Source organism: Janthinobacterium sp. JF4 (genome assembly GCF_059617925.1).
On the sequence record NZ_JCAQAV010000003.1, the window covers coordinates 352,993 to 379,424 of the forward strand.

General features: G+C 64.4%; 26 protein-coding genes. 10 read left to right on the forward strand and 16 right to left on the reverse strand.

From position 1 onward, the window contains the following. Window positions 1–73: 73 nt before the first annotated feature. Window positions 74–1,537 carry a cryptochrome/photolyase family protein gene (locus AC54AF_RS05295; RefSeq protein WP_496635672.1) on the reverse strand — a complete coding sequence of 488 codons (1,464 nt, stop codon included), beginning with the start codon at window positions 1,535–1,537 and terminating at the stop codon, window positions 74–76. A gap of 386 nt (window positions 1,538–1,923) precedes the next feature. On the opposite strand from AC54AF_RS05295, the gene AC54AF_RS05300 reads away from it, so the two are divergent. The 6 genes from AC54AF_RS05300 (at window position 1,924) to AC54AF_RS05325 (ending at window position 6,816) form a co-directional block, all read left to right on the forward strand. Further along, on the forward strand, window positions 1,924–2,526 hold the full coding sequence (locus AC54AF_RS05300) for a YqgE/AlgH family protein (protein ID WP_034746689.1): 603 nt from the start codon (window positions 1,924–1,926) through the stop codon (window positions 2,524–2,526). A 165-nt stretch (window positions 2,527–2,691) separates the two neighbouring features. Further along, a complete protein-coding gene (gene ruvX, locus AC54AF_RS05305; protein WP_034747830.1) occupies window positions 2,692–3,075 on the forward strand; it encodes a Holliday junction resolvase RuvX in 384 nt (127 codons plus the stop codon). 38 nt (window positions 3,076–3,113) lie between these two features. After that, window positions 3,114–3,638 (forward strand): bifunctional pyr operon transcriptional regulator/uracil phosphoribosyltransferase PyrR, encoded by a 525-nt coding sequence (gene pyrR / locus AC54AF_RS05310; protein WP_035828187.1) that lies wholly within the window; start codon window positions 3,114–3,116, stop codon window positions 3,636–3,638. Continuing rightward, entirely contained in the window at window positions 3,631–4,596 is a 966-nt protein-coding gene (locus tag AC54AF_RS05315; RefSeq protein ID WP_034746695.1) for an aspartate carbamoyltransferase catalytic subunit, read from the forward strand. The genes pyrR and AC54AF_RS05315 overlap by 8 nt, the downstream gene beginning before the upstream one ends. 24 nt (window positions 4,597–4,620) lie before the next feature. Beyond that, the gene (locus AC54AF_RS05320) at window positions 4,621–5,922 is read left to right on the forward strand and encodes a dihydroorotase (protein ID WP_496635673.1); all 1,302 of its coding nucleotides are present in this window, start codon (window positions 4,621–4,623) and stop codon (window positions 5,920–5,922) included. Window positions 5,923–6,069: 147 nt separating this feature from the next. Next, window positions 6,070–6,816: a lysophospholipid acyltransferase family protein gene (locus AC54AF_RS05325; protein ID WP_496635674.1), complete on the forward strand. Its 747-nt coding sequence runs from the start codon at window positions 6,070–6,072 to the stop codon at window positions 6,814–6,816. Between the two features lie 9 nt (window positions 6,817–6,825). On the opposite strand, the gene AC54AF_RS05330 is transcribed toward AC54AF_RS05325, so the two are convergent. From AC54AF_RS05330 to AC54AF_RS05360, 7 genes are all read right to left on the reverse strand, one after another. After that, entirely contained in the window at window positions 6,826–7,590 is a 765-nt protein-coding gene (locus AC54AF_RS05330; RefSeq protein ID WP_496635675.1) for an ABC transporter permease, read from the reverse strand. A 2-nt stretch (window positions 7,591–7,592) separates the two neighbouring features. Further along, complete coding sequence (locus AC54AF_RS05335) at window positions 7,593–8,837, reverse strand: ABC transporter substrate-binding protein (RefSeq protein ID WP_496635676.1); 1,245 nt, start codon at window positions 8,835–8,837, stop codon at window positions 7,593–7,595. Window positions 8,838–8,854: 17 nt separating this feature from the next. After that, window positions 8,855–9,649 (reverse strand): ABC transporter ATP-binding protein, encoded by a 795-nt coding sequence (locus tag AC54AF_RS05340; protein WP_496635677.1) that lies wholly within the window; start codon window positions 9,647–9,649, stop codon window positions 8,855–8,857. Continuing rightward, entirely contained in the window at window positions 9,646–10,731 is a 1,086-nt protein-coding gene (locus AC54AF_RS05345; protein WP_496635678.1) for an acyl-CoA dehydrogenase family protein, read from the reverse strand. Before AC54AF_RS05345 ends, AC54AF_RS05340 begins: the two co-directional genes overlap by 4 nt. A 1-nt stretch (window position 10,732) precedes the next feature. Further along, a complete protein-coding gene (locus AC54AF_RS05350) occupies window positions 10,733–11,287 on the reverse strand; it encodes a carboxymuconolactone decarboxylase family protein (RefSeq protein ID WP_496635679.1) in 555 nt (184 codons plus the stop codon). A gap of 129 nt (window positions 11,288–11,416) precedes the next feature. Further along, a complete protein-coding gene (locus tag AC54AF_RS05355) occupies window positions 11,417–12,337 on the reverse strand; it encodes an AraC family transcriptional regulator (protein ID WP_496635680.1) in 921 nt (306 codons plus the stop codon). Between the two features lie 92 nt (window positions 12,338–12,429). Further along, on the reverse strand, window positions 12,430–13,269 hold the full coding sequence (locus AC54AF_RS05360; protein ID WP_131685483.1) for a symmetrical bis(5'-nucleosyl)-tetraphosphatase: 840 nt from the start codon (window positions 13,267–13,269) through the stop codon (window positions 12,430–12,432). A gap of 455 nt (window positions 13,270–13,724) precedes the next feature. On the opposite strand from AC54AF_RS05360, the gene AC54AF_RS05365 reads away from it, so the two are divergent. The 4 genes from AC54AF_RS05365 to waaA all read left to right on the forward strand — a co-directional run bounded on the left by AC54AF_RS05365 (window position 13,725) and on the right by waaA (window position 17,824). Next, window positions 13,725–14,033, forward strand: coding sequence for an H-NS family nucleoid-associated regulatory protein (locus AC54AF_RS05365; protein ID WP_131685482.1), 309 nt, complete (start codon window positions 13,725–13,727; stop codon window positions 14,031–14,033). Between the two features lie 89 nt (window positions 14,034–14,122). Further along, complete coding sequence (locus tag AC54AF_RS05370; protein WP_131685481.1) at window positions 14,123–15,505, forward strand: phosphomannomutase/phosphoglucomutase; 1,383 nt, start codon at window positions 14,123–14,125, stop codon at window positions 15,503–15,505. A gap of 4 nt (window positions 15,506–15,509) precedes the next feature. Further along, window positions 15,510–16,532, forward strand: coding sequence for a lipopolysaccharide heptosyltransferase I (waaC, locus tag AC54AF_RS05375; RefSeq protein ID WP_496635681.1), 1,023 nt, complete (start codon window positions 15,510–15,512; stop codon window positions 16,530–16,532). A 17-nt stretch (window positions 16,533–16,549) separates the two neighbouring features. Beyond that, window positions 16,550–17,824 (forward strand): lipid IV(A) 3-deoxy-D-manno-octulosonic acid transferase, encoded by a 1,275-nt coding sequence (waaA, locus tag AC54AF_RS05380; protein WP_496635682.1) that lies wholly within the window; start codon window positions 16,550–16,552, stop codon window positions 17,822–17,824. A gap of 73 nt (window positions 17,825–17,897) precedes the next feature. Here waaA and AC54AF_RS05385 read toward each other — a convergent pair whose 3' ends face one another. The 8 genes from AC54AF_RS05385 to AC54AF_RS05420 all read right to left on the reverse strand — a co-directional run bounded on the left by AC54AF_RS05385 (window position 17,898) and on the right by AC54AF_RS05420 (window position 26,428). Beyond that, on the reverse strand, window positions 17,898–18,821 hold the full coding sequence (locus tag AC54AF_RS05385) for a M48 family metallopeptidase (RefSeq protein ID WP_496635683.1): 924 nt from the start codon (window positions 18,819–18,821) through the stop codon (window positions 17,898–17,900). 44 nt (window positions 18,822–18,865) lie between these two features. Further along, window positions 18,866–19,606, reverse strand: coding sequence for a lysophospholipid acyltransferase family protein (locus AC54AF_RS05390; protein ID WP_034746739.1), 741 nt, complete (start codon window positions 19,604–19,606; stop codon window positions 18,866–18,868). 16 nt (window positions 19,607–19,622) lie between these two features. Next, window positions 19,623–20,210: a D-glycero-beta-D-manno-heptose 1,7-bisphosphate 7-phosphatase gene (gene gmhB, locus AC54AF_RS05395; RefSeq protein WP_314605554.1), complete on the reverse strand. Its 588-nt coding sequence runs from the start codon at window positions 20,208–20,210 to the stop codon at window positions 19,623–19,625. Then, entirely contained in the window at window positions 20,210–22,312 is a 2,103-nt protein-coding gene (gene glyS / locus AC54AF_RS05400; protein ID WP_496635684.1) for a glycine--tRNA ligase subunit beta, read from the reverse strand. Before glyS ends, gmhB begins: the two co-directional genes overlap by 1 nt. Before the next feature lie 39 nt (window positions 22,313–22,351). Further along, window positions 22,352–23,269: a glycine--tRNA ligase subunit alpha gene (gene glyQ, locus AC54AF_RS05405; RefSeq protein ID WP_096237792.1), complete on the reverse strand. Its 918-nt coding sequence runs from the start codon at window positions 23,267–23,269 to the stop codon at window positions 22,352–22,354. A 146-nt stretch (window positions 23,270–23,415) separates the two neighbouring features. Continuing rightward, window positions 23,416–24,933, reverse strand: a complete 1,518-nt coding sequence (gene lnt, locus AC54AF_RS05410) for an apolipoprotein N-acyltransferase (RefSeq protein ID WP_496635685.1) — start codon at window positions 24,931–24,933, stop codon at window positions 23,416–23,418. A 79-nt stretch (window positions 24,934–25,012) separates the two neighbouring features. Then, the gene (locus AC54AF_RS05415) at window positions 25,013–25,891 is read right to left on the reverse strand and encodes a CorC family transporter (RefSeq protein WP_034746750.1); all 879 of its coding nucleotides are present in this window, start codon (window positions 25,889–25,891) and stop codon (window positions 25,013–25,015) included. Between the two features lie 117 nt (window positions 25,892–26,008). Further along, window positions 26,009–26,428 carry a DUF4259 domain-containing protein gene (locus AC54AF_RS05420; protein ID WP_496635686.1) on the reverse strand — a complete coding sequence of 140 codons (420 nt, stop codon included), beginning with the start codon at window positions 26,426–26,428 and terminating at the stop codon, window positions 26,009–26,011. Window positions 26,429–26,432: the final 4 nt, after the last annotated feature.

Below are 26,432 nucleotides of genomic sequence, written 5' to 3' on the forward strand. Positions count from 1 at the left end.
GTAACCCGACACCACCACCGGCCAAGGCAACAATATCGCCGGATTACGCGGGGCCTTGCCCCGCTAATCTGACCTACGCCACCACCTTCACCACGGCATAACGCGCCAGGGTCTCCTTGCGCGCCTCGTCGTGCTGCACCAGCGGTTCCGGATAATCGCGCCCCAGCACGATGTTTTTTTGCTCGAGCAGCATGCGCGGCACCAGCCAGGGTGCGTGGATTTCCTTGTCGCCCAGCGCCTTCAGCTGCGGCAGGTAGCGGCGGATGAAGCGCCCGCCGGCATCGAATTTTTCCGACTGCGTGATGGGATTGAAGATGCGGAAGTAGGGCTGGGCGTCGCAACCCGACGAGGAAGCCCATTGCCAGCCGCCGTTGTTCGACGCCAGGTCGAAGTCATTCAGGTGCAGCGCGAAATACGCTTCGCCGCGGCGCCAGTCGATGCCCAGATCCTTGATCAAAAAGCAGGCCGTGACCATGCGCAGGCGGTTGTGCATATAGCCAGTCTGGTTCAGCTGCGCCATGGCGGCGTCCACCAGCGGAAAGCCGGTGCGCCCCTCGCACCAGGCGGCAAAGGCGGCATCGGCGTCAAGCCCCGTTTCCCAGGCGATGGCGTCGTAGGCCGGTTTGAAGGCGCCGCCTTCCACATGCGGGTTCTGGTACAAAATCATGGCATAGAAATCGCGCCAGATCAGTTCGGCCAGCCACACGGGCGCGCCGTCGCCGCCGCCGCCCCGGTCCATCAGGTCGACCACGGTGCGCACCAGGTAGCGCAGCGACACGGTGCCGAAGCGCAGATGCATGGACAGGTAGGACGGCCCCTTCAGGGCGGGAAAGTCGCGCGCCACGTCATAGCGGGCCACGCGCGGCAAAAAATCCTCGAACAGTTGACTGGCGCCCGACATGCCGGTGGGAATGGCCAATTCGGCCAGGTTGCTGGCCTCGAAATCCAGCTCGCCCAAGGTGGGCAGGGGCGCCGGCGTGCCGACGCGCGGCGGCGCCAGGCTGGCCGCATGCGGCTCGATATCGAACGGCGCCAGGCAGGCGGGTTCGGCGCGCATTTTCTTCAGCCAGGCATTTTTATACGGGGTGTAGACGGTATACGGCTTGGCCGAGAGCGTCAGCACCTCGTCTTTTTCAAAGATGACCTGGTCCTTGAAGCTGAACCACAGGCGCGCGTCGCGCGTGAGCGCGGCGGCCACGGTGGCGTCGCGGGCGATGGCTTGCGGCTCGTAGTCGTGGTTGGCAAAGACGGCGTCGGCGTTCAGCTCGGCGGCGAGGCGCGGAATGGCCTCGGCCGCATCCGCGTGCAGCACGATCAGGTCGCCGCCCAGCTGGCGCAACTCGCCGGCCAGCTCGGCCACGCTGGCATGGATGAAGTCGACGCGCCGGTCGCGGCGCGGCAGGGCTGCCAGGATGGCGGTGTCGTACACGAAGACGCAATGCACGGCCTGGCTCTGGCGCAGGGCGTGATGCAGTGCAGCATGGTCAAACGCGCGCAGATCGCGCCGGAACCATACCAGGGAAGTCTTGATTGTCATTGTTTCGCGTGTTCAGGGTCAAAGATAGGCGATTTTTTGCCGCCAACAGGGCTTTATGGCCGCTCGCGTCGTGCCTTTGGCGTCGCTGCGGCGGCAATTCAGTGTAAACTACCGGGTATGTTCATGGTGCTTTATGTGCGACAGCGATTTTGCAATCAATTTTACAATTGGCATTGCAATGCGCCTGCAGGCAAAGCGAATTGAGCATTAACTTATAACATAACAAGAATAGCGCCTGGCAACACGGTTTTCGCCGCTCAGCATTCGCGGCAGGATGTGCCTGGCGTACGATAGCGGGGTAAGCGAGACTTGCCAGCAAGCCCACAGAGAGAGCATCGCGTATGAAAAAGAGTAAAATCGACCAGACTCTACCAGGACATCGTCTGATGCAGGGAGTGGGAGAGCCGGCCGCGACCGGCTCCTCCACCCTGAATCTGGCCAACCATTTCCTGATTGCGATGCCGGCCATGCAAGATCCGATCTTCGGCGGCACGGTCGTCTACGTGTGTGAACATAATGAAAACGGCGTGCTGGGCGTCGTCATCAACAAGCCCACCGACATGACCATGGAAGTGCTGTTCGACCGCATCGACCTGAAACTGGCGGCCGGCAGCGACACGCCCATCATCAACGAACCGATCATGTTCGGCGGCCCGGTGCAGGATGACCGCGGCTTCGTGCTGCACACGCCGGGCGCGCGCTATTCCTCGTCGCTGACGGTGACCGATGAAGTGGCGTTTACCACGTCGATCGACGTGCTCGAAGCCGTCGCCAAGGGCGATGGCCCCGAGCGCATGCTCGTCTCGATCGGCTACTCGGGCTGGAGCCCGGGCCAGCTGGAAGACGAGATCGGCCGCAACGGCTGGCTGACGGTGGGCGCCTCGGCCGACATCCTGTTCGATTTCCCCATCGAGCAGCGCTACGTGGCCGCCATCAAGTTGCTGGGCATTGATCCCCTCATGTTGGCGAGCGAGGCCGGACACGCATGAGGTGGATGCCATAAACCTACTGCGCAGCCCACTTTCGGGCATCCGTTGCTCGCTGTACCTTCGTACAGCTCCGCTACTCAACCCGACATTGAGCTTGCTCGCTACGGTTTCTGGCACCACCTATGTTGATCTTTATTATGGAAAAATGCTGTGACGAGTGACGCCATCGACACCATCCTCGCCTTCGATTTCGGCTTGAAACGCATCGGCGTGGCCATCGGCAATACCATGATTTGCCAGGCCAAGCCGCTCAGCGTGATCACGGCCACGGCGAACGAGCCGAAGTTTGCCGCCATCGATAGCCTGATCAAGGAGTGGGGCGCGAGCCGCATCGTGGTGGGCCTGCCCAGCCATCCTGATGGCACCGAACACGAGATGAGCGCGCGCTGCCGCCGTTTCGCCAACCAGGTGCATGGCCGTTTCAACCTGCCGGTGGAACTGGTCGACGAGCGTTACTCCTCGGCCGTCATCGCCGCCAAGCGCGGCGAAGTCATCGACGACCGCGCCGCCGCCATCATCCTGCAACAGTATTTCGACGCGAATTATTAATCCGACCTTAGACCCATTCCTGAATGATCAAGAACTCTATGCCGCATCCAACGAATCCTTCCCAACTCGACGCCGAGGCCCTGTACGCGGTCTTGCTGCAACAGGTGCAGAGCGGCCTGGCGGGCATCCCCAACGTGGCCATCGTCGGTATCCATTCGGGCGGCGCCTGGCTGGCAGAACGCCTGGCGCGCGACCTGAACCTGCCGGGCCGCCTGGGCGTGCTCGATGTCTCGTTCTACCGCGACGACTTCGCCCAGAAGGGCCTGCATGCCGACGTCAAGCCGACGCAAATCAGCTTTGACGTGGCCGGCGCCACCATCCTGCTGGTCGACGACGTGCTGTATACGGGGCGCACCACGCGCGCGGCCATCAATGAACTGTTCGACTATGGCCGTCCGGCGAAGATCATGCTGGCCGCCCTGGTCGACCGCGGCGAACGCCAGTTGCCGGTGGCCGCCGATTTCGTGGCCGCCTTCACAGCCGTGCCGCCGGGCCAGGCCCTGGTCCTGAAGCAAGCCGACGATGGAAAATTCACGCTCACCATAGATACCCACCATGCTTAATCCGCAACTGAATAAACACGGCGAACTGCAACATCTGCTGACGATTGAAGGCTTGCCGAAGTCTATCGTCAACCACATCCTCGATACCGCTTCCTCGTTCGTCGGCATCTCCGACCGCGATGTGAAAAAGGTGCCGCTGATGCGCGGCAAGAGCGTTTTCAACCTGTTCTTTGAAAACTCCACGCGCACCCGCACCACCTTCGAGATCGCGTCAAAAAGGCTGTCGGCCGACGTCATCAACCTGAACATCCAGGCCTCGTCGGCCAGCAAGGGCGAGTCCCTGCTCGACACCATCGACAACCTGTCGGCCATGCATGCCGACATGTTCGTCGTGCGCCACGCGCAGTCGGGCGCGCCCTACCTGATCGCCAAGCACCTGATCGACACCAAGCAGCCGCACGTCCACGTCGTCAACGCGGGCGATGGACGCCATGCGCACCCGACCCAGGGCTTGCTCGACATGTACACGATCCGCCACTACAAGAAGGATTTCACCAACCTGACGGTGGCCATCGTGGGCGACATCCTGCACAGCCGCGTGGCCCGTTCCGACATCCACGCGCTGACCACGCTGGGCGTGCCGGAAGTGCGCGCCATCGGCCCGCACACCCTGCTGCCGGGCGGCCTGGAGCAGATGGGCGTGCGCACCTTCACCAACATGGATGAAGGCTTGAAAGGCGTGGACGTGATCATCATGCTGCGCCTGCAAAATGAACGCATGAGCGGCGCGCTGCTGCCATCGGCGCAGGAGTATTTCAAGAGCTATGGCTTGACGCCCGAGCGCCTGGCGCTGGCGAAACCGGACGCCATCGTCATGCATCCGGGCCCGATGAACCGCGGCGTGGAGATCGATTCGGCCGTTGCCGACGGTCCGCAGGCGGTGATCCTGCCGCAGGTGACGTTCGGTATCGCCGTGCGCATGGCGGTGATGAGTATTTTGGCTGGTAATCAGGGCTGATAGCCCAAGGACGAGTAAGCGAGCATGACGACACTACATATCAAGAACGGCCACCTGATCGACCCTGCCAACGGCATCGATGGCTTGCAAGACCTGTTTATCGCCGACGGCAAGGTGCTGGCCGTGGGCAGCGCCCCGGCCGGCTTCACCGCCGACACGACGTTCGACGCGGCCGGCCTGGTGGTTGCCCCCGGCCTGGTCGATCTGTCCGCGCGCCTGCGCGAGCCGGGCTACGAATACAAGGCGACCCTGGAATCGGAATTGCAGGCGGCCCTCCAAGGCGGCGTCACGAGCCTGGTGTGCCCGCCAGACACCGATCCCGTGCTCGACGAGCCGGGCCTGGTGGAGATGCTGAAATACCGCGCCAAGACGCAGAACAAGGCCCACGTGCACCCGCTGGGCGCACTGACCATGGGCTTGAAGGGAAAGTCGCTGACGGAAATGGCAGAACTGACGGAAGCGGGCTGCATCGGCTTCGCGCAGGCGGAAGAGCCGATCGAAGATACCACCGTGCTGCTGCGCGCGATGCAGTACGCGAACACCTTCGGCTACACCGTCTGGCTGCGCCCGCAGGATCCGCACATCGGCCGCGGCGGCATCGCCCACAGCGGGCCGCTGGCGTCGCGCCTGGGCCTGTCCGGCGTGCCCGTGATGTCCGAAACCATCGCGCTGCACACGATCTTTGAATTGATGCGCGCCAGCCGCGCGCGCGTGCACCTGTGCCGCATCTCGTCGGCGGCGGGCCTGGAGCTGATCCGCGCGGCGAAAGCCGAAGGTCTGCCCGTCACCTGCGACGTGGGCGTGCACCACGTGCACCTGACGGACGCCGATATCGGCTTCTTCGATCCGAACGCGAGGGTCACGCCGCCGTTCCGCAGCCAGCGCGACCGAGACGCGATCCGCGCCGGCCTGTTTGACGGCACGGTCGACGCCATGTGCTCGGACCACACGCCCGTCGACGACGATGAAAAACTGCTGCCGTTCGGCGAAGCGTCGCCAGGCGCCACGGGCCTGGAACTGCTGCTGTCGCTGGCCCTGAAATGGGCCGACGACTATGCGCTGGCGCAGTCGCAGGCGGGCGCCCGTCCGCTGGCGCGCGCCGTGGCCAAGGTCACGTCCGACGCTGCCCGCGTGGCCGGCATCCCGGCCGGCAGCCTGGCCGTGGGCGAGGCGGCCGACATCTGCGTCTTCGATCCTGCCGCGCGCTGGACGGTGTCGTCGGCATCGCTGGCCAGCCAGGGCAAGCACACGCCTTTCCTCGGCTATGAGCTGAGCGGCATCGTCAAGGCGACCATCGTGGCTGGACAGGTGGCGTTTCAGCGCTAATTTTTTGTATTGGAGCCGTAGGTCGGATGAGCGGAACGCGTAATCCGACCAGTCCATGGCGGCTCCTGTCGGCTTACGCAGCGTCTCGCTGGCGCTGCTAACCCGACCTACGCGGCTACATGGATTTGCTTCCAACCTTGGTGTCATTTGAAACTTCTGCTTACCTACCGCCTCGCGCGCATCGCCATTCACCTGAGCTGCGGCATGGCCAAGAGCGCCGTGCTCTTTCCCTGGCTGGATCTGGAAGGACGTAACCGGCGCATCCGCCGCTGGTCGACGCAGCTGCTCGACATCTGTGGCGTGCACGTGGCGCAGCCAGCAGACAGCGTGCTGGCACTCGACCATGCGATGGTGGTGGCGAACCACGTTTCGTGGCTCGACATCTTCGTCATCAATGCCGTTCACCCCTGCCGTTTCGTTGCCAAGGCGGAAATCCGCGCCTGGCCGATCCTGGGCTGGCTGGCGGGGCGCGCCGGCACCATCTTCATTTCGCGCGGCAGCAAGCGCGACCTGCGCCTGATTTTCCAGGGACTGGTGGATAAATTGACGGCGGGCGAGCGCATCGCGTTCTTCCCCGAAGGGACGACCGCCGCGCAGGGACAGATCCTACCGTTTCACGCCAACCTGTTCGAGGCGGCCATCGACGCGCAAGTGCCGGTGCAGCCGTTCGCGCTCGTGTATGTGGATGACAAGGGGGCCTTGCACCACGCCGTCGACTTCATCGGCGAGATGAGCTTTGCGCAAAGCATGGTGGCGATTCTGAGCGGCCCGCCCATCACGGCGCGCCTGACCTGCCTGGCGCCGGAAGCCACGGCTGGCGCGCACCGCCGTGAACTGGCGGCGGCAACGCAGGCGGCGGTGGCCGCCGCGCTGCCGCTGGAAAAGGCCGCCTAGCGCATTGGCTTAGTTCTTGACGTGCAGCCAGCGCGCATGCGCGGCGCGGGCCAGGTAGTCGAGGATGAAACCGAGTATGCCGATCAGCACGATGGCGGCCATCAGCTCCGAATACGCGAGGCGGTCGCGCGTGTCGAGGATGAAGTAGCCGAGACCGGCCGACACGCCCAGCATTTCCGCCGGCACCAGCACGATCCAGATGATGCCGATGGCCAGGCGCACGCCCGTCAGAATATCAGCCGTGATGCCCGGCAAAATCACCTTGAAGACGATCTCGCTGCGCGTGGCCGACAGGCTGCGCGCCAGCAGCAGCCAGTTCGGATCGAGCCGCGCCACGCCGGCCGCCGTATTGAGCAAAATCGGCCAGACGGCCGCAAACGCCAGCAGGAAGTACACGGGCGCGTCACCGACGCCGAGCACCATCACGGCGATCGGCATCCACGACAGCGGCGAAATCATGCGCAGCAGTTGGAACAGCGGCATGGCCGCGCCGGAAAAGCTTTTCGACATGGCCACCAGCACGCCCAGCGGCACGCCGATGACGATCGCCAGCCCCAGGCCCACGGCCACCCTTTGCAGGCTCAGTACCACGTGCAGCCAGATATCCGAACCGCCCAGCATCTCCTTGAATGCCAGCGCCGTGGGCAAGGGCGCGAAGGCGGTGGCGATGGGCGTGGATTTTTCCAGCGCCGTCACGCCCATGGACCACAACAGCAAGGCACAGGCCAGCCCCACCAAGGGCAGGCCGAACTTCGTCAACAACTTGCTCGCCATCGTCAGACCGCCACGGTTTCGCTGCGCAGCAGGTTGGCCGGCAAGCCGAAGGCGGCAGGGCCGCCGACTGCCGTGATGGCCTTGCGCACGAAGCGGTCATCGACCAGGTCGCGCGCGGCGAACTTCGGATCGAGCTTGGCCAGGAAGCGCGTGTCGCCTTCGACCTTGGTGCGGCCGATGGCGCGCACCAGTTCTTCCGTGTATGAGGCAAACGGATACGGCTGGAAGTCGATGCGGCGCTGCTGCCAGTTCTTGTGCACGATCAGGCCCTGCTTTTCATAGCCGGCGTAATCGGTGGTGGCCAGTACCTTGGTCAGCACTTGCAGCGGATGCGGCGTGTAGCGGTGCTCGCCCGTGTTCGACAGCAGCTTGGCCGTGTCGACCTGGTTCGAGCGCGTCCACAGCTGCGCCTTGACGATGGCGTTGGTCACCTTCTGCGCCCATTCGGGACGCGTGTTGATGTCGCGCTCGGACAGGAAGGTGACGCAGCACGCATGGTTTTTCCACACGTCGCCCGAGAAGCGCAGGATCTTGCCGATACCGGCGTTTTCCGCCGCCGCATTGAACGGCTCGGCCACGATGTAGCCGGCGATGGATTTGCTGGCCAGCGCGGAGACCATCTCGGCCGGCGCCAGCACGATCAGATTGACCTCATTCGATTTGATGGCCGCGTTGCGCGCGCGCGTGACGGGCGTCAAGCCATTCGAGGACAGGATTTGCTGCAGCAGGATGTTGTGGATCGAGTACCAGAATGGAATGGCAACCGTGCGCCCGCCCAGGTCGGAGACCTTGTTGATCTCGTTGGCCACCGTCAGCGCGGAACCGTTGACGTGGTTCCAGGCGACGACTTTCGCGGGGAACTTGGCGCCGTAGCGCACCCACAGGGTGGCCGGCGACAGCAGGTGAATCACGTTGACCTGGCCGGCGACGAAGGCTTCGATGATCTGCGCCCAGCTGCGGAACAGGCGCGGCGTTTCCGCCTGCAAGCCTTCTGCTTCGAACATTTTTCGGGCGTGGGCGACGAGCAGCGGGGTGGCGTCGGTGATCGGCAGGTAGCCGATTTTCACCGGCTGGTCGTCGCCTTTCGGACCTTGCTGGGCCATGGCGTCGCCGGCGAACAGCAGGGGCGAGGCGACACTGGCCGTGGCCAGGGCCGACATGCGCAGGAAGTCGCGCCGGGTCAGGCCGCAGTCGCAATCGGACGAGGCGCAGATATGCAGGGGTTTGTTGTGATCTTCGAATGTCATGGGAAAGTTCCGGTCGATTAATTGGGAGCAAAGGCGGGCGTTTGATCCTGCTTTTGCAGCGCCTGCAAGGCGTCGAGGATGTCCATCTTGAGGGCGATCACCTCGGCGCTGTGGCCGACGCGCGGCTGGGCGATGGCGACGGGCCATTCGCGCACGATGTTGCCCGGCTTGCCGCCCATGAGCAAAATGCGGTCAGCCACGAGGATCGCTTCATCGATATCATGGGTCACCAGCAGCACGGCCGTGTGCCAGCGGTGCACCACGTCGACCAGCAGCGACTGCATCTCGGCCCGCGTGATGGCGTCGAGCGCGGAAAACGGCTCGTCGGCGAACAGCAGTTCCGGTTCGCGCGCCAGCGCACGCGCCAGGGCCACGCGCTGTGCCATGCCGCCCGACAGCGCGGACGGGTACAGCTTTTCGCGGCCCTTCAGGCCCACCGCGTCGATGGCTTGCGCCACGCGCGCCTGGTGCGCCTCGCGCGTCAGCTTGGGCTGGTGCTTGAAGTCCAGGCCGAAGCCGGCATTGCCCGTGACGTTCAGCCAGGGCAGGAGGCTGGCCTGCTGAAACACGAGGGCGCTGCGCGGGTCCGGCTCGCGCATGGGCGCGTCGAGGAATTGAATGGCGCCCGTGGACGGCGGCTGCAAGCCTGCCAGCACGCGCAGCAGGCTCGATTTGCCGCAGCCGCTGCCGCCCAGCAGGCAGACGATTTCGCGCTTGCGCACGCCCAGCGAGACGTGCTGGAACACAGGCGCGCTACCCGCATAGGAAAAGCTCAGATCCTGCGCCTGCAAGGCCCAATCAGCAACGCTCATGCCGACGCTCCCGCCGCCTTGGCCGCCTGCTGGCTGTCGAACAGCTGCAAGGCAGCCTGCAACTGCGTCAGGCTGGGCGTGACGATGGGGATGAACGACGATTCGCGCCAGCGGCGGGCAAAGCCCTGCTGTTCGGCGTTCAGGTAGGCGCGCCCGCCCATGGCTTGCAGTTCCAGCATCAGCGCCTGCTGCAGCACGTCGGCCAGCTGTATGCGCAGGCGGAACATGGCCGGCGCCTGCGTCTTGAAGCGGCCATCGTGCACGCCGGCCAGCAAGGTAGCGACGGCGGCCTCCAGGGTCGCTTGCAGCGCTTCGATGCGCGGCGTGAGCGCGTTGCGCGAGCCGGCCGAAATCTGCGCCGCTTTGGCCAGGCTGGCGCGCGCCAGGCCGATCGACAGGCCGCACTGCATGCCGAGGAACGATGGACGCACCTGCGGCAGCCAGGCTGGCGCGTTGTCGCTGATGATGTCCGCGGCGGGAATGTGCACCTGCGCCAGCTTGACGGAAGCCGTGTTGCTGCCGCGCAGGGCGATCAGGTCCAGGTCGTCGCCGCGCTGCACGCCTGCCGTGCCGCTGTCGAAGGCGACGATGACGGGTGGCGCGCCGTCGTTGGGCGCCACGGCGGCCGCCGCGACAAAGCCCGCCTTGCGCAAGTTCGTCACCCAGGCCAGGCCGCCGTCGACCAGCAGGCCGTCATCGTGGCGCGCGCCCGTGATTTGCAGCTGCTCGATGCCGGACAAGAATTTCATGGCGTTCGACAAACCGCTGGCGCCCGCTTGCGCGCCTGCCAGCAGGCCGGACAGGCGGCGCTCGGCCAGCGCGCGGTTTTCGCTCTGCAGCAGGAACTCGATGAAGCAGCGCTGGCCCCAGAAGACAAAGGCCGCCGTCACCGATTCTTCGGCAACCTTGGCGATGGCGTTGATGGCGTCGCGCACGTCGCCGCCCGCGCCGCCATGTTCCTGCGGCACGCCGATGGCCAGCAGCTGCTCGCCAGCGAGGGCGGGCAAAACGGTTTCAGCCAGTGCAGACGATTGGTCGAGCTGGTCGGCATGCGTGTGCAGCCAGTCAGTGAGCTTGCCCATGTCAGACGGCGCCAGGCAGGTAGGGCGTCAATTGCGGATTGACGGGCGTGCCGGCCAGGCTGTTGGAGAAATTGCACAGGGTGGCCAGGCTGATGCCCAGTACGACTTCCAGCGCCTGCTGTTCGGTGTAGCCGGCTGCCAGAAAAGCTTGATACTCGCTGTCGGCGACGGCGCCGCGCGTGGCGATGACGGCCGTGGCGAAGGCGGCGACGGCATCCAGTTTGACATCACCCGTCGGCTGGCCGTGCTGCAGGGCGCGCACCGTGTCCGGCGTCTGGCCCGCTTTTTTCAGCGAGATGGCGCTATGGCCGGCGATGCAGAAGTCGCAGCCATGAATGCGCGCGGCCGTGATCTGCACCACTTCGCGTTCCATCAGCGTCAGGCTGGCGCGCGCATTGATGCCGGAGACGGTCAGGTAGGTTTCCAGGGCCAGCGGGGCATTGGCCAGCACGCCGATCAGGTTGGGCAGGAAGCCATTGTTGGCGATGGCCTTTTCCACGAAGGGGCGGCTGTCGGCCGGGGCGGTATCGAGAGTGTGCAGCGTCAGACGGGACATGGGGTACCTTGCTAAGTTAGTAAGTCACCCGGACATTATATCGGCCATGCCGTGCGCGCAACAGACGTCAGCGTCGTCCTTTTGTGCTCGTTCGTCTGCGATTGTGCGATCCTTGATTCCGGCAGGCTCTTAGCTGGCCAGCTGGCGCAATCTCTGGTCGCGCCGGTAGGCGCCCGGCTGCTCGCCGGTGACCCGCTTGAAGGCGCGCGTGAAGGCGGCGTGCGAGCGGTAGCCCACCAGTTCGGCGGCGCGTTCGACGGAGACGCCATCGTGTAGCCGGCGCGCGGCGATCTTCATGCGCAGCAGGAGCAGGAACTGGGCTGGCGAGTGGCCGCTGGCGCTGGCGAAATGCTTGCAGAAGCTGGCGCGCGACATGCACGCCGCCTTGGCCATGTTCTCGATCGACCAGTCGTCGGCGGGGGCGTCGAGCATGCGTTCGAGCAGCGGCGAAAACGCGGGCTGGTGCAGCAGCGACAGCAGGCCGGCCGCCACCTGCGCGCCCTGCGCCACATGGCGGATCAGGTAAAAGAACAGCAGTTCGACCAGGCGCGCGATCAATGGCGACGGCTGTTCCGGGTCGCCGGCCGCTTCAAGCAGGATCAGGTCGAACAGCGAAGCGGCGGCGCTGAAGGCGGGCGCGTCGCCGCGTATCAGCAGGTACGGCGGGAAGGAGTCGACGATCAGCGCGGAGAGGGCGCCGCGAAATTGAAAGAAACCGCAGGCCAGCGCCGTCGCTGGCTGCTCCGTGGGCGATTGCAGCGGCAGCATGGCTTGCGCGCTCGCCGCCTGCAGCGGGTCGCTGTGGGGGCTGAGGAAGTGCGGCAAGTCGCGCAGCAGGAAGACGCCGTCGCGCGGGCCGAGGGCAATCGGCGCCGCGCCATCGAGGTGCAGATAGCAGTGGCCATCGAGCACCAGGTGAAAGCTGCCCAGTTCACGGCCCGCCGTGGAAGCGCGCCAGCGGCCACAGTACTGGCCCACATGCAGGACGGCGGTGTCGAGTTCCAGGCTGCCGAGCAGCCAGCGCGCCAGTCTGTCGGTATCAGGATGCATGGGATCGCAATGGCAAAAGCGCCATCATACGGGCTGCGCGCGGCAAGGCAAACGACCGATTTCGACTAAGCATATGCGCGCCATGGTTACCACTACCGCTTGCCGCTGTGCTGCTGGAAAGCGGGGCAGTCGACTTGCAGCAGCGAGCGGTCTTCCAGGCACACGGCCGACAGTTTTCCGCCCCACACGCAGCCGCTATCGAGGCCGATCAGGTGCTCCCGCAACTGCAGTCCCAGCGCCGACCAGTGGCCGAAGACGATGGTGTCGCCAGCGCTGCGCCGTCCCGGCACGTCGAACCATGGGAGCAGGCCGGAGCCCGGCGGCGGACTGCCGCTCTCCTTCATCTTGAAGTCCATCACGCCGTCCGGCGTGCAAAAGCGCAGCCGCGTCATGGCGTTGACGATGCAGCGCAGGCGGTCGGCGCCCTGCAGCTCGTCACGCCAGGCGGCCGGCTCGTTGCCGTACATGCTGCGCAGGAATGCCACCCAGCCGTCGCTGCGCAGCATGGCGGACACTTCCCCGCTCAGGGACAGGGCCTGGGCTGCGCTCCATTGCGGCAGCAAGCCCGCATGCACGAGCACATGGCCATCGTGTTCCAGTGCCAGTGGCCGTTGGCGCAGCCAGTTGATCAACTCATCGCGGTCGGGCGCGTCGAGGATTTCTGCCAGCGTATCGGACGCATGCTCGGGGCGGATGCCGTTGGCCACGGCCAGCAAGTGCAAGTCATGGTTGCCCAGGACGCTGTCGGCCAGGCCCTGCTGCGCCAGCGCGTGCACGTGGCGCAGCGTGGCCAGCGAGGCCGGGCCGCGATTGATCAAGTCGCCCGCGAACAGCAGGCGGTACGGGCCGCTTGCCGCCGCCTGGATCCGTTCGATCAGGTCGACGGTTTGTGCGTGGCAGCCTTGCAGATCGCCGATAAAGTAAGTTTTCATATGTGCCGGGGTGAAGTGAACTGCGCGCATGCATTATAAACATGCCAGCCTTTTGGCGTGGGATACATTACCGGCATCTGCCCGATTGCACGCACGGCCGGATGGAAGGAAAAAGCGGATGCCGATTATGCCGCATGGGGATTTAATGGGGCGGCATTTTCCGCTGCCATATGTCGATAATAATCCGCCAGCACGTTTTCTGGAATGGATGGCCATGCCGTGCCAGCCTTGCAAGCGGCATGCGCAGCCATGCCGGAACGCCAGTCATGCGTATTTATTCATTTTTCACGCGCGCATTCGGCATATTCCTCATTCAATCTTCATGTTGAGAAGATAAATAAGCCGATGGCAGTGATTCAAACTGCGATCGATTATGCAATGGTGCGCGGATGTTTATACAATGTAGTATATTTCACGTGATTCTATTATTTAAATTAATGTAAAGGATGTACCGGATGGATCTGTCTACGATGACGATGCTGGAATTGCGCAAGCTGGAAGATAATGTGAAGCAGGAATTGAACGGCCGCGAGCGTGAAGATTTGAACAAGGCGCGCGAACAGATCATGGCCATCGCGCAGCAAGCGGGTATTCCGCTGAAACAGCTGATACTCGATGGTTTGCACCCGCGCACGGGCAAAGTCGCGGTACGTTACCGCCATCCTGAGAATGCGACCGAGCAATGGACAGGCCGTGGCCGCCAACCGCTGTGGGTCAAGCAGTGGGTGGAATCGGGCAAATCGATCGATCTGCTGCGCGTATAATTCGGTATACTCTTGGCGCAGTAGCAAGCGTTCGGTCGCGTTGCTACTTGCCAGGCATTCCATTTGACCCTACTTATACCGCCCACACCATGCTCCCATTGTCCAGAACGATCTTCAAAGCCTACGATATTCGCGGCATCATCGCTAAAACCCTCGATGCCAGCGTGGCTCACAAGATCGGTCAGGCATTTGGCCAGGCAGCCCTGGCCAAGGGCGAGCAGCGGGTCGTGATCGGCCGCGATGGCCGCCTGTCGGGACCGGAATTGACGGCGGCGCTGGCGCAGGGCTTGCAGGCGGCAGGCGTCGACGTGATCGACCTGGGCGTGGTGGCCACGCCGATGGTCTACTTCGGCACGAATGTGCTCGACACGCGCTCCGGCATCATGGTCACGGGCAGCCATAATCCGCCCGACTACAACGGCTTCAAGATGGTGCTGGCCGGTGAAGCGATCCACGGCGAAGCGATCCAGGCGCTGTACCACAGCATCGTCGCGCACGACGGCAGCGCCAGCGCCAATCCGGGCAGCTACGCCACGCACGATATCCGCGCCGCCTACCTGGAGCGCATCCTGGGCGACGTCAAGCTGGCGCGCCCGATCAAGATCGCCGTCGACTGCGGCAATGGCGTGGCAGGCGCATTTGCGGGCGACCTGTTCCGCGGCATGGGTTGCGAAGTCATAGAACTGTTCTGCGAAGTCGATGGCACTTTCCCGAACCACCACCCGGACCCGGCGCATCCGGAAAACCTGCAAGACCTGATCCGCTGCCTGGCCGAGACGGATGCCGAAATCGGCATCGCCTTCGATGGCGACGGCGACCGCCTGGGCGTGGTCACCAAGGATGGCCAGATCATCTATCCTGACCGCCAGATGATGCTGTTTGCCGCCGACGTGCTGACCCGCCACCCGGGCGCGCAGATTTTGTATGACGTGAAATGCACGCGCCACCTGGCACCGTGGATCAGCAAACATGGCGGCGTGCCGCTGATGTACAAGACGGGCCACTCGCTGGTGAAAGCCAAGCTGCGCGAAACGGGTGCACCGCTGGGCGGCGAAATGAGCGGCCATATCTTCTTCAAGGACCGCTGGTACGGTTTTGACGACGGCCTGTATTCGGCCGCGCGCCTGCTGGAAATCCTCACGCGCGAAGCGGATCCATCAAGCCTGTTGAACTCCCTGCCGCAGTCCGACAGCACGCCGGAACTGCACCTGGAACTGAAGGAAGGCGAGAACGTCGCGCTGATGGACATGCTGCGTCGCGACGCAGTCTTCCCCGGCAATGAACAGATCATCACCATCGACGGCTTGCGCGTGGAATACGCGGACGGCTTCGGCCTGGCCCGCTCGTCGAACACCACCCCGGTGATCGTCATGCGCTTCGAAGCGGAAACGCCGGCAGCGCTGGCGCGCATCCAGGGACAGTTCAAGAGCGTGATCCTGGCCGCCAAGCCAGACGCGGTCCTGCCGTTCTGACAGCATGGCCGGTCAACCTGGCGCACAAGCGCCCTTGAAAATCCTGCTGGTGCGGGTGTCTTCGCTGGGCGACGTGCTGCATAACCTGCCGATGGTGGCGGATATCGCCCGTCATTTCCCGAACGCGACCATCGACTGGGTGGTCGAGGAGGGTTACACCAGCCTGGTGCGCCTGAACCCGCGCGTGAATACCATCTTCCCGTTCGCGCTGCGGCGCTGGCGCAAGAGCCTGGGCAAGAAGGAGACGCGCGCGGAAATCGCCGCCTTCTTCCGCAGCCTGCGCCAGACGCATTACGATTATGTGTTCGATACCCAGGGCTTGCTCAAGACGGGCATCATCATGGGCGCCGCGCGTCTGGCGCCGGGAGGACAGAAGGTCGGCCTGGCCAACGGCAGCGAAGGTTCCGGCTACGAAGGCATCTCTCGCCTGTTTCACACGAAAAGCATTCCGCTCGACCCGCGCACGCATGCGGTAGCGCGCGGCCGCCTGGTGGCCGCCGCGGCACTCGGCTACACGGTCGACACGCCAGCCGATTTCGGCTTGCCGGAAGTATCCGGCAGCGAACCGCGCCCGGACTGGATGGGCGCGGCGCCATACTGCGTGTATTTCCACGGCACGGCGCGCGACGCCAAGAAATGGGCGCCCGAACACTGGATTGCCCTCGGCCATGCGCTCGCGCCCATGCCGATTCTGCTGCCCTGGGGCTCGCCCAAGGAAAAGGCGGAAGCCGAACAACTGGCGGCCAGCCTGCCGAACGCGCGCGTGCTGCCGAAGCTGTCGATGGGCGACGCCACCCTGCTGGCGCGCCACGCGGCGCTGGTGGTCGGCGTCGACACGGGCCTGACGCATATCGCCGCCGCCTTTGTGCGCCCGACGGTGGAAATCTATGCCGATTCGCCACTGTGGAAAACCGAAGGCAACTGGTCGCCGAAAATCATCAACCTGGGCGACAAGGGCGCGCCGCCCGGCGTGCCGGAAGTGCTGGCCGCGGCACAGCGCCTGCTGGCCGACTATCCTCCCGCCTGACTTCAACATTACCTATCATGCGACTTCTTTATACCTTTGCCTGGTGGCTGGCCTTGCCCCTGGTGCTGGCGCGGCTGTGGCTGCGCGGACGCCAGGAACCCGGCTACCGCCAGCATTGGGGCGAGCGCCTGGGCTTTTACGGGCGCCAGCCGGCACCTGCCACGGATACCATCTGGCTGCACGCCGTCTCCGTCGGCGAGACGCGCGCGGCCGAGCCCCTGATCGATGCCCTGCTGGCCGCATGGCCCGCATGCCGCATCGTCCTCACGCACATGACGCCGACGGGGCGCGCGACGGGCAAGTCCCTGTTCGCCAAACACGGCGCGCGCCTCGTGCAAAGCTATCTGCCGTACGACACGGGCGCCATGCCGGCCCGTTTCATCCGCCATTTCGCGCCGCGCATCTGCATCCTGATGGAGACGGAAGTGTGGCCGAATCTGATCCACCAATGCAATCGCTACAAAGTGCCCGTGGTGCTGGCCAATGCGCGCCTGTCGCAGCGCTCGCTGGGCAAGGCGCAGCGCCTGGGCAAGCTCATTGCCGATGCGGCGCGCGGCATCACCCTGGTGGCGGCGCAGACGCGGGACGACGCCGATCGCGTGCGCCAGCTGGGCGTGCAGGACGTGGTCGTCACGGGCAGCATCAAGTTCGACGTCGTCGTGCCCGAGGCGGCGCTGGCGACGGGGGAGGCTCTGCGCGCAGCCATCGGCCAGCGACCCGTGCTGCTGTGCGCCAGCACGCGCGAAGGAGAAGAGCAGCTGATCCTCGATGCCTATACCCGCGCCAGCTTGCCCGCGAATGCGCTGCTGCTGGTCGTGCCGCGCCATCCGCAGCGCTTCGACGAGGTGGAAAAACTGGTCGCCGCGCACGGCCTGGCCGTGCAGCGCAGGTCCGCCCTGGCGCAGGACGATGCCGTTGCGGCGGGCACGCAGGTGCTGCTGGGCGACTCGATGGGCGAGATGTTTGCGTATTACGCGGCCTGCGATTGCGCGTTCGTCGGCGGCAGCCTTCTGCCGCTGGGCGGACAAAACCTGATCGAGCCAGCGGCCCTGGGCAAGCCTGTGCTGATCGGCCCGCACACCTTCAACTTTGCGCTGGTGACCGAGCAGGCGATTGCCGCCGGCGGCGCCGCGCTGGTGGCGGACGCCGACGCGCTGATGGCGCAGGCGTCGGCATTGCTGCAGGATCCAGAGCGTTTATCGTCGATGGGAGAAAAAGCGCAGGCCTTCGCGGCACAGCACCGGGGCGCCACGCCGCGTACCATCGCTGCCATCCAACCTCTGCTGCCGTGATGGATGCACGGCCAACAATGTTGTCGGATTACGGCCTGCGGCCTAATCCGACAGGCGACGCCAACAATGTTGTTTACGCGAACAAAACGGGAAGCTCCTGCGAGCGTTTTCTCAGCGCCTGCTTGGCGCCATCGTAATCGGGGTAAATCGATTCCACGGTGGCCCAGAAGCGGGGGCTGTGGTTCATTTCCAGCAGGTGCGACAGTTCGTGCGCCACCACGTAGTCGATCAGCGGCAGGGCGAAGTGGATCAGGCGCCAGTTCAGGCGGATCTTGCGCTCGATGGTGCAGCTGCCCCAGCGCGTGCCGGCCGACGATAGCGATAGTGAATCGTAGCGCACGCCCAGCTTGTCCGCATACACGTCCAGGCGCGCTTCGAACAGCTGGCGCGCCTCGTGCTGGAACCAGCCCTTCACTTTTTCCTTCAATTGCTGCTCGCTGCCCGTGGGCGTGACCCATACGTGCAGCTCATTCGTCTCGCGCTGGAAGCTGGCGCGGTGGCGCGGCGCCTGGTGCAATCGCAAGGTGATGTCGCCACCGAGGTAGGGCAGCACGGCGCCATCGATCCAGGCAACCGGTGGGCGCTGCTGGCGCTGCACCTTGCGCTCGCCCCGTTCCAGCAGTTTCGAGACGATCCAGCCTTGCTTGGCGCGGATGGCGTTGTCGATTTCGGCCAGGGTGACGCGCTTTGGGGCCGTGACGCGCAAGCCGTTATCGTCGATCATGAAGCCGATGGAGCGGCGCGTGGAGCGGCGCAGGGCGAATTCGACGAGGTGGCTGCCCAGCTGCAGCTGGCGCAGTGGCGGGCCGTCGGCGGTGCGTGGCGGGGAAGGCAGGAGAGGCGGGGCGGGGCGAACGATGGGCGGCGCGGGTGCCACTAGCGGTGGCGCCACGGGCGGCGCTGGCGGTGCCGTGGGGCGCACCGCCGGGGGCGTGCTGGCCGAGACGTCATGCGCGAACAAATCCAGTTGCTGGTCGCCGACCTTGATGGTCTTCATCTGCTGGCGCAGTGTAGGCTCCTGGATGACCGCGTTGATGCCGTCTAGCCAGCGTTGTAGGCGTGAGGCGAAATGACGCGCATTTCTGATTCTATCCAATTTTCCACCTGTTGCATCATGCTGTCCGGGGTCTGCCCTTCCGGCGAAATCGGTTTGCCTATCGAGACGGTGATCAGTCCCGGGCGTTTGAGGAATGACTGCTTGGGCCAGCACTCGCCTGAATTATGCGCAATCGGCACCACCACGGCGCCCGTGGCGATGGCCAGACGCGTGCCGCCGCTCTTGTACTTGCCCGCCTGGCCCACGGGGATGCGGGTGCCTTCCGGGAACATGATAATCCATTGGCCATCGGCCAGGCGGCGCTTGCCATGCGCGACGACGCTCTTGAACGCATGTTTGCCCTGCTTGCGGTCGATGGGGATCATGCGCAGCAGCGCCATGGCCCAGCCAAAGAACGGGATGTACAAAATCTCCTTCTTGAACACATACACCAGCGGGCGTGGCAGGCTGGGCAGCAAAAAGATGGTTTCCCAGGCCGACTGGTGCTTTGAGAGCACGATGGCCGGCGCATCGGGGAAGTTCTCGGCGCCCTTGACTTCATAGCGGATGCCGCAAATGACCTTGGCACACCACAGGATAAACACGTTCCAGCGCGAGGTGACCCAATAGCGCTTGTTGTAGCTCAATGGCGCGGCAAAAAAGCACACGCAGGCCCAGACGATGGTGGCCACGATCATGATGATCATGAACAGCAGGGATCGCAGGAACAGGGAAATATTACGCAATGCGGTTCTCCGAAGATTAGATACTCAATGCCACGCTGGGCGCCGGTGCCGCTGGCGCCTTGAGCAGGTGGCTGACGACGGCGGCCAGGTCGGGGAAGACCTGGGTGCCAGGGGGCAGGCCACCCGTTTCGTTGGTTTTTTCGCCCTTGCCCGTCAAGACCAGGTAGGGCACGCAGCCGCTGATGAAACCGGCCTGCAGGTCGCGCAGCGAATCGCCAACCGTGGGCACGCCTTTCAGGCTGGTGTTGTAGCGCTGCGAAATTTCATGGAACATGCCGGGCTTGGGCTTGCGGCAGTCGCAATTGTCCGCGCCCGCATGCGGGCAAAAGAAGATGGCGTCGATATCGGCGCCGACCTGCTGCGCCAGGGTGTGCATTTTCTGGTGGATCGCATTCAACACCGTCATGTCGAAGTATTCGCGCGCGATGCCCGACTGGTTCGAGGCGATGACGACGCGATAGCCGGCCTGGTTCAGACGGGCGATCGCTTCGAGAGAACCGGGGATCGGCAGCCATTCGGCAGGCGACTTGATGAAGTCCGGCGAGTCATGATTAATGACGCCGTCGCGGTCGAGAATAATCAGTTTCAGCGCCGGAATGCCCATTATGCCGCCAGCTTGGAAATGTCGGCCACGCGGTTCATCATGCCGTGCAGCGACGACAGCAAGGCCAGGCGGTTGTTGCGCAGGGCGACATCCTCGGCCATCACCATCACGTCGTTGAAGAAACCATCGACGTCGTCACGCAGCTGCGCCAGTGTTTGCAGGGTGCTGGTGAAGTCGCCCTTGGCAAAGGCTGCGTCGACTTCCGGCTGCACGCGCGAGACGGCGGCGGCCAGTTTCTTCTCCGCCTCGTCCTGCAGCAGCGCCACGTTGACGCCGCCGGCGGCGACCTGGTTGACTGCTTCCTCGTTCTTTTTCAGGATGTTCGTGATGCGCTTGTTGGCGCTCGCGAGCGAGGCGCTTTCCGGCAGGGCGGCAAACGCCTGCACGGCTTCCAGGCGCTGCACGATGTCGTCCAGGCGGTCCGGGTTTTGCGCCACGACGGCTTCGATTTCATTCGGCGAGAAGCCGCGCTCGCGCAGGATGCCGCGCAGGCGGTCCAGCATGAAGGTGGTGACGTCCGCCACGGGGTCCTTGAAGCCGGGAATGGCTGCGAACTGCGCGGCCGCATCGGCCAGCAAGCCCTGGATCGACAGCGGCAGGCGTTTTTCCAGCAGCATGCGCAGCACGCCCAGAGCGTGGCGGCGCAGCGCGAACGGGTCCTTGTCGCCCGTCGGCGCCAGGCCGATAGCCCAGATGCCGACCAGGGTTTCGAGCTTGTCGGCCAGGGCCACGGCGGTGCCGGTGGCGGTCGACGGCAGGCTGTCGCCGGCGAAGCGCGGCTGGTAGTGCTCGGAGGCGGCCAGCGCCACTTCTTCCGGTTCGCCGTCATGGCGCGCGTAATACGTGCCCATGATGCCTTGCAGCTCGGGGAACTCGCCCACCATGTCGGTCAGCAGATCGGCCTTGGCCAGCAGGGCGCCGCGTTCGGCCAGCGCCACGTCGTATTTCAGCTTGGCGGCGATGGCGCCGGCTAATGCCGTTACTCTTTCCGTGCGGGCCGCTTGCGTGCCCAGCTTGTTGTGATACACGACGTTGGCCAGCAGCGGCAGACGCGATGCCAGGGTCTTCTTCTTGTCTTGCTCGAAGAAGAACTTGGCGTCGGACAGGCGCGGGCGCACGACGCGCTCGTTGCCGCCGATGATGTGCTCTGGCGTGTCCGTTTCGATGTTCGAGACGATCAAAAAGCGCGAGCGCAGCTTGCCTTCGCTGTCGGTCAGCGCAAAATATTTCTGGTTCGTCTGCATGGTGAGGATCAGGCATTCCTGCGGCACGGCCAGGAATTCTTCCTCGAAGTGGCATTCATACACGACCGGCCATTCGACCAGGGCCGTCACTTCATCGAGCAGCGCTTCGGGCATCAGCACCTGGTCGGCACCGGCCTTGTCCAGCAACTGGGCGCGGATGCGTTCCTTGCGCTCCTCGTTGCTGGCGATGACGCTGGCGTTGAGGATCAGGGACGGCGCATAGTTTTCCGCGTGGGCGATGGTGACCGGCGCGCCGTCCGTGAGGAAGCGGTGGCCCAGGGTGGTGCGGCCGGCCGTCAATCCCAGCAGGGTCAGGGGCAGGATATTGATGCCGTGCAGGGCGATCAGGCTGTGGGCCGGGCGCACGAATTGCACGGTCGTGCCGTCCGGGCGCTGATAGCTCATCAGTTTTGGAATCGGCAGCTTGGCGGCCGACTCCGTCAATGCAGCTTGCGCGCCGGTGGCGAGCTGGCTGCCGGGCGCCGTATAGGTGTAGAAGAAGCTCTCGGCCTTGCCGTCGGCGGCGCGTTCCAGGTCCGCTACCGTCAGGTCGGGGAAGCCCAGCGCGGCCAGTTTCTTGGCCAGCGGCGGCGTGCCGTTGCCGTTCGCGTCCAGCGCCACGGAGACGGGCAGGACTTTTTCACGGATTGACTTGTCGGGCGAGACTTCGCGCACGTTGGTGATGGAGACGGCCAGGCGGCGCGGCGAGGCGTAGCTGGTGGCGACGCTGTCGGCTTCCAGGAAGTCGCGCGCTTTCAGGCCGTTGACGATGCCGGCCGTGAAGGCGGCACCCAGTTTGGCCAGCGCTTTCGGCGGCAGTTCTTCGGTCAGCAGTTCGATGAGCAGTGTTTGGTTCATGGTGTTCTTGTCTGGTACGGCGGTGTATGAGCTAGGCGATCAAGCGGCGGCGGGTTGGTCGGCGGCGGGCAGCATCGGGAAACCGAGGCGCTCGCGCGAGTCGTAATACGCTTGCGCCACCAGGCGCGACAGGGTGCGCACGCGGCCGATGTAGGCGGCGCGTTCCGTCACCGAGATGGCACCGCGCGCGTCCAGCATATTGAAGCTGTGCGACGCTTTCATGATCTTTTCGTAGGCGGGCAGGGTCAGTTGCAGCTCGATCAAACGCTTCGCTTCCGCTTCATAGTTGCCGAACTGTTCGAACAGCAGGTCCGTATTCGCGTGCTCGAAGTTGTAGGTCGATTGCTCCACCTCGTTCTGGTGGAAGACGTCGCCGTAGGTCAATTTTTTCGTGATGCCGTTCTCTTCCCACTCGGTCCACACCAGGTCATACACGTTTTCCACGCCTTGCAGGTACATGGCCAGGCGTTCGATGCCGTAGGTGATTTCGCCCAGCACGGGCTTGCAATCGAGGCCGCCCACCTGCTGGAAGTAGGTAAATTGCGTCACTTCCATGCCGTTCAGCCAGACCTCCCAGCCCAGGCCCCAGGCACCCAGGGTCGGGCTTTCCCAGTCGTCTTCGACGAAGCGCACGTCATTCTGCTGCAAGTCCAGGCCCAGCGCGGCCAGCGAACCCAGATACAGGTCGAGGATGTTTTCCGGCGCAGGTTTGAGCACCACCTGGTACTGGTAGTAGTGCTGCATGCGGTTCGGGTTTTCGCCATAGCGGCCATCCTTCGGGCGGCGCGATGGCTGCACATACGCGGCGCGCCAGGGTTCCGGGCCGATCGCGCGCAGGAAGGTGCCGGTGTGGAAGGTGCCGGCGCCGACTTCCATGTCGTATGGCTGGAGCAGGGCGCAACCTTGCTTGTCCCAATAGGTTTGCAAGGTCAGGATAATTTGTTGAAATGTGAGCATCGTATGAGTTCGCCGCGCGGGAGGCTGCGCTTTGTTAAGGTTTGCTTGAAGCCCGCACGCTGCTAACAAGCGCGTCCGGGCCGGGGTTTTGCTAATTTTAGCGGTTTTTACGCGCCCACTGTGACTCTTCGGGCAATATCGGCCGCTTATTGCTGCGCGGTGCGGCCACGGCGCGCGGCGCGCGACAGCAGGAAGGCCGCCAGCAGGGCCAGCGCGGCCAGGGCCAGCACCAGTTTGTTGCCGTACAGAATGTATGGCGTCATGCCGCCCATGCCCTGCACCTTGGCCGCCAGGGTGGCTTGCCGTTCTGGCGGCAGCAGGCTTTGCACCACGCCCTTGCCGTCGATGACGGCGGTGGCGCCCGTATTCGTCGAGCGCAGCATGGGGCGGCCCGTTTCCAGGCTGCGCATCTGCGAAATCTGCAGATGCTGCGGGATGGCGATCGAGTCGCCAAACCAGGCCAGGTTGGAGATATTCAGCAGCACGGACGCCGACTGCTTGCCGCTGCCGTGGGCGCTGGCCAGCTGGCCCGCGATTTCTTCGCCAAACAAGTCTTCGTAGCAGATATTCGGCAGCACCAGCTGGTCGCGCACGGCCAAAGGCGCCTGCACTTCGGCGCCGCGGCCCATGTCGCCCAGCGGGATGGCCATCATGGCGACAAACCAGTGCAGTCCGGGCGGCACGAATTCGCCGAACGGCACCAGGTGGTGCTTGCGGTACTGGTAGTACGGTCCCGGCGTGCCGGTGGGCGTGATTCCCAGCGCCGCATTGTAGAAGCGCTGCTGCTCGTCGAGCACGGGCATGCCGACCAGGATCGTGCTGCCCGTCTGCTGCGCATATGTCGCGAGGCTATCCAGATAGCCGGGCGGCAGCTGGTGCGGCAGCACGGTGACGGCCGTTTCCGGCGTGGCGATCAGGTCGGCCGGCGCGCTGGTGATGGCGCCCTGGTACATCTGCAGGGCACCGAGCACGAAGCCGGGGTCGAATTTCTGCTGCTGTGGCACATTGCCCTGCAACAGGCGCACCGTGATCGGGCGCCCGACCGGGTGCGTCCACGCCACATACTGCAAGCCGATGCCGGCCGCGTACAGCGCGATGACGCCGCCCAGCGCGCTCCAGCGCGTGCGGTGCGTGAGCAGCAGCAGGGCGCCGGCGGACAGCGCCGCCAGCCAGCCCAGGCCATACGCGCCGACGATGGGGGCGAAGCCGCCCAACGGGCTGGCATTGTGGGCGTAACCGGTGGCCAGCCACGGGAAACCCGTAAACAGCCAGCCGCGCGTCCATTCGAACAGGGTCCACGTCGCGGGCAGCACCAGCAAGGTCATGGCGGGCAGGGACAGTACCCAGCGCTGGCGCAGCCAGGCAGCCGCGCCCATGGCCAGGGCCACGTAGATGGCCATCAGGAGGGCCAGCAGGGCCACGGCGACGGCGGCAATCGGCGCGGCCATGTCGCCATAGCGGTGCATGGAGATGTACAGCCAGTGCGTGCCGGCCGCGCACCAGCCGAAGCCGTAGGCCCAGCCGATCAGCGCGCCGCTTTTCACGCTGGAAGCGCGCAGCACCTGGTAAAACAGTACGCCCAGGCTGAGGATTTGCAGGGGCCAGTAACCGAAAGGGGCGAACGCCAGCACTGCGACGGCGCCGGCGATGGCGGCAGTCAGCATGCGCGCCCACGTGCTGCGGGGCGGTTTGGCGGGGGCGTTGGGATCTAAGCGTCTGAAACGCATCTACAGCACGCGCATGTCAGAGTTCCAGTTCCGGCACGTTGGGCAGGCGCTCGACGAGCAGCACGTGCACCTGGCGCGCATCGGCGCGCAGCACTTCGAAGCGCAGATTGCCCAGGTCGAAGATGTCGCCCTTGTGCGCCATGCGGCCCAGGTACTTCGAAACCAGGCCGCCGATGGTGTCGACGTCGTCGTCCACCAGGTGGCTGCCGACTTCTTCGTTGAACTGTTCGATCTCGGTCAGCGCCTTGACACGCCAGCGGGGGCCGAACTGGCCTTCCTTGAGCGACAGGATATTGTCCTCGGCTTCGTCGAAGTCGTATTCGTCCTCGATATCGCCGACGATCTGTTCCAGCACGTCTTCGATGGTGATCAGGCCGGCGACGCCGCTGTATTCATCGACGACGATGGCCATGTGATTGTGGTTGGCGCGGAAATCGCGCAGCAGCACATTCAGGCGTTTCGATTCGGGGATGAAGATGGCGGGGCGCAGCATGTCACGCACGTCGAAAGTTTCTTCTGCGTAATAGCGCAGCAAGTCTTTCGCCAGCAGGATGCCGATGACCTTGTCGCGCTCGCCTTCGATCGCGGGGAAACGCGAGTGGGCGGTGGACAGGACTTCCGGCATCCATTCCTCGATCGGCTTGCTGATGTCGATGACATCCATTTGCGAACGGGGAATCATGATGTCGCGCGCGCAGAGATCCGATACCTGGAACACGCCTTCGATCATCGACAGGGCGTCGGCGTCGATCAGCTTGCGTTCATGCGCATCGTGTAGAACTTCGAGCAATTCTGCACGGTTCTCTGGCTCGGGGGAAATGAGTGCGGTCAGGCGTTCAAACAGTGACCGGTGGGGCTTGACGTCAGTTCTGACGCCACTAGGGTGCTCGGGCATAGGAGGCGTGAGCCGTTGTTGCGAAGGGATATAGGATACACCAAAAGTGGGGGAATACCGGATTTCCCCGCTTTTGATGCAAATTTAATACGTGGTAGTGTGCCGTTGCCCGACGTTTCAGACGTCCGCGCCCAGCACGCGGCTACGCAAGTGCGCCACGTCCGCCTGCCAGTCGGCGTAATGCTCGCTGTCCTGCCACAGCTGGCGCAGCTCCGATGCGTCCGCCGTGATGCGGTCGAAGGCCAGGCGTGCTTTTTCCAGCAACGGCGGCGTGACCTTCTTCTTGCAGGCGGCCACCCATGCGTCCACTTCCGCGGTGGCCGGGTCGTTTTCTCCCGGCTTGCCTTGCAGGCGCGCGATCACTTCCAGCGCGGCCAGCGCCTCGGCGGCGAACGGTGCTTCGAGTTCCGCTTCCTGGCTGTCGATGACGTTGTCGAGCGTCGTCTCGACCAGCTCCAGGGTTTTATAGTCGTGCAGGTCCTGCGCCCAATCCATGGCGTAGTCGTTGCCGAAGGCGTCCAGTGCCCAGGTTCCCATGGCC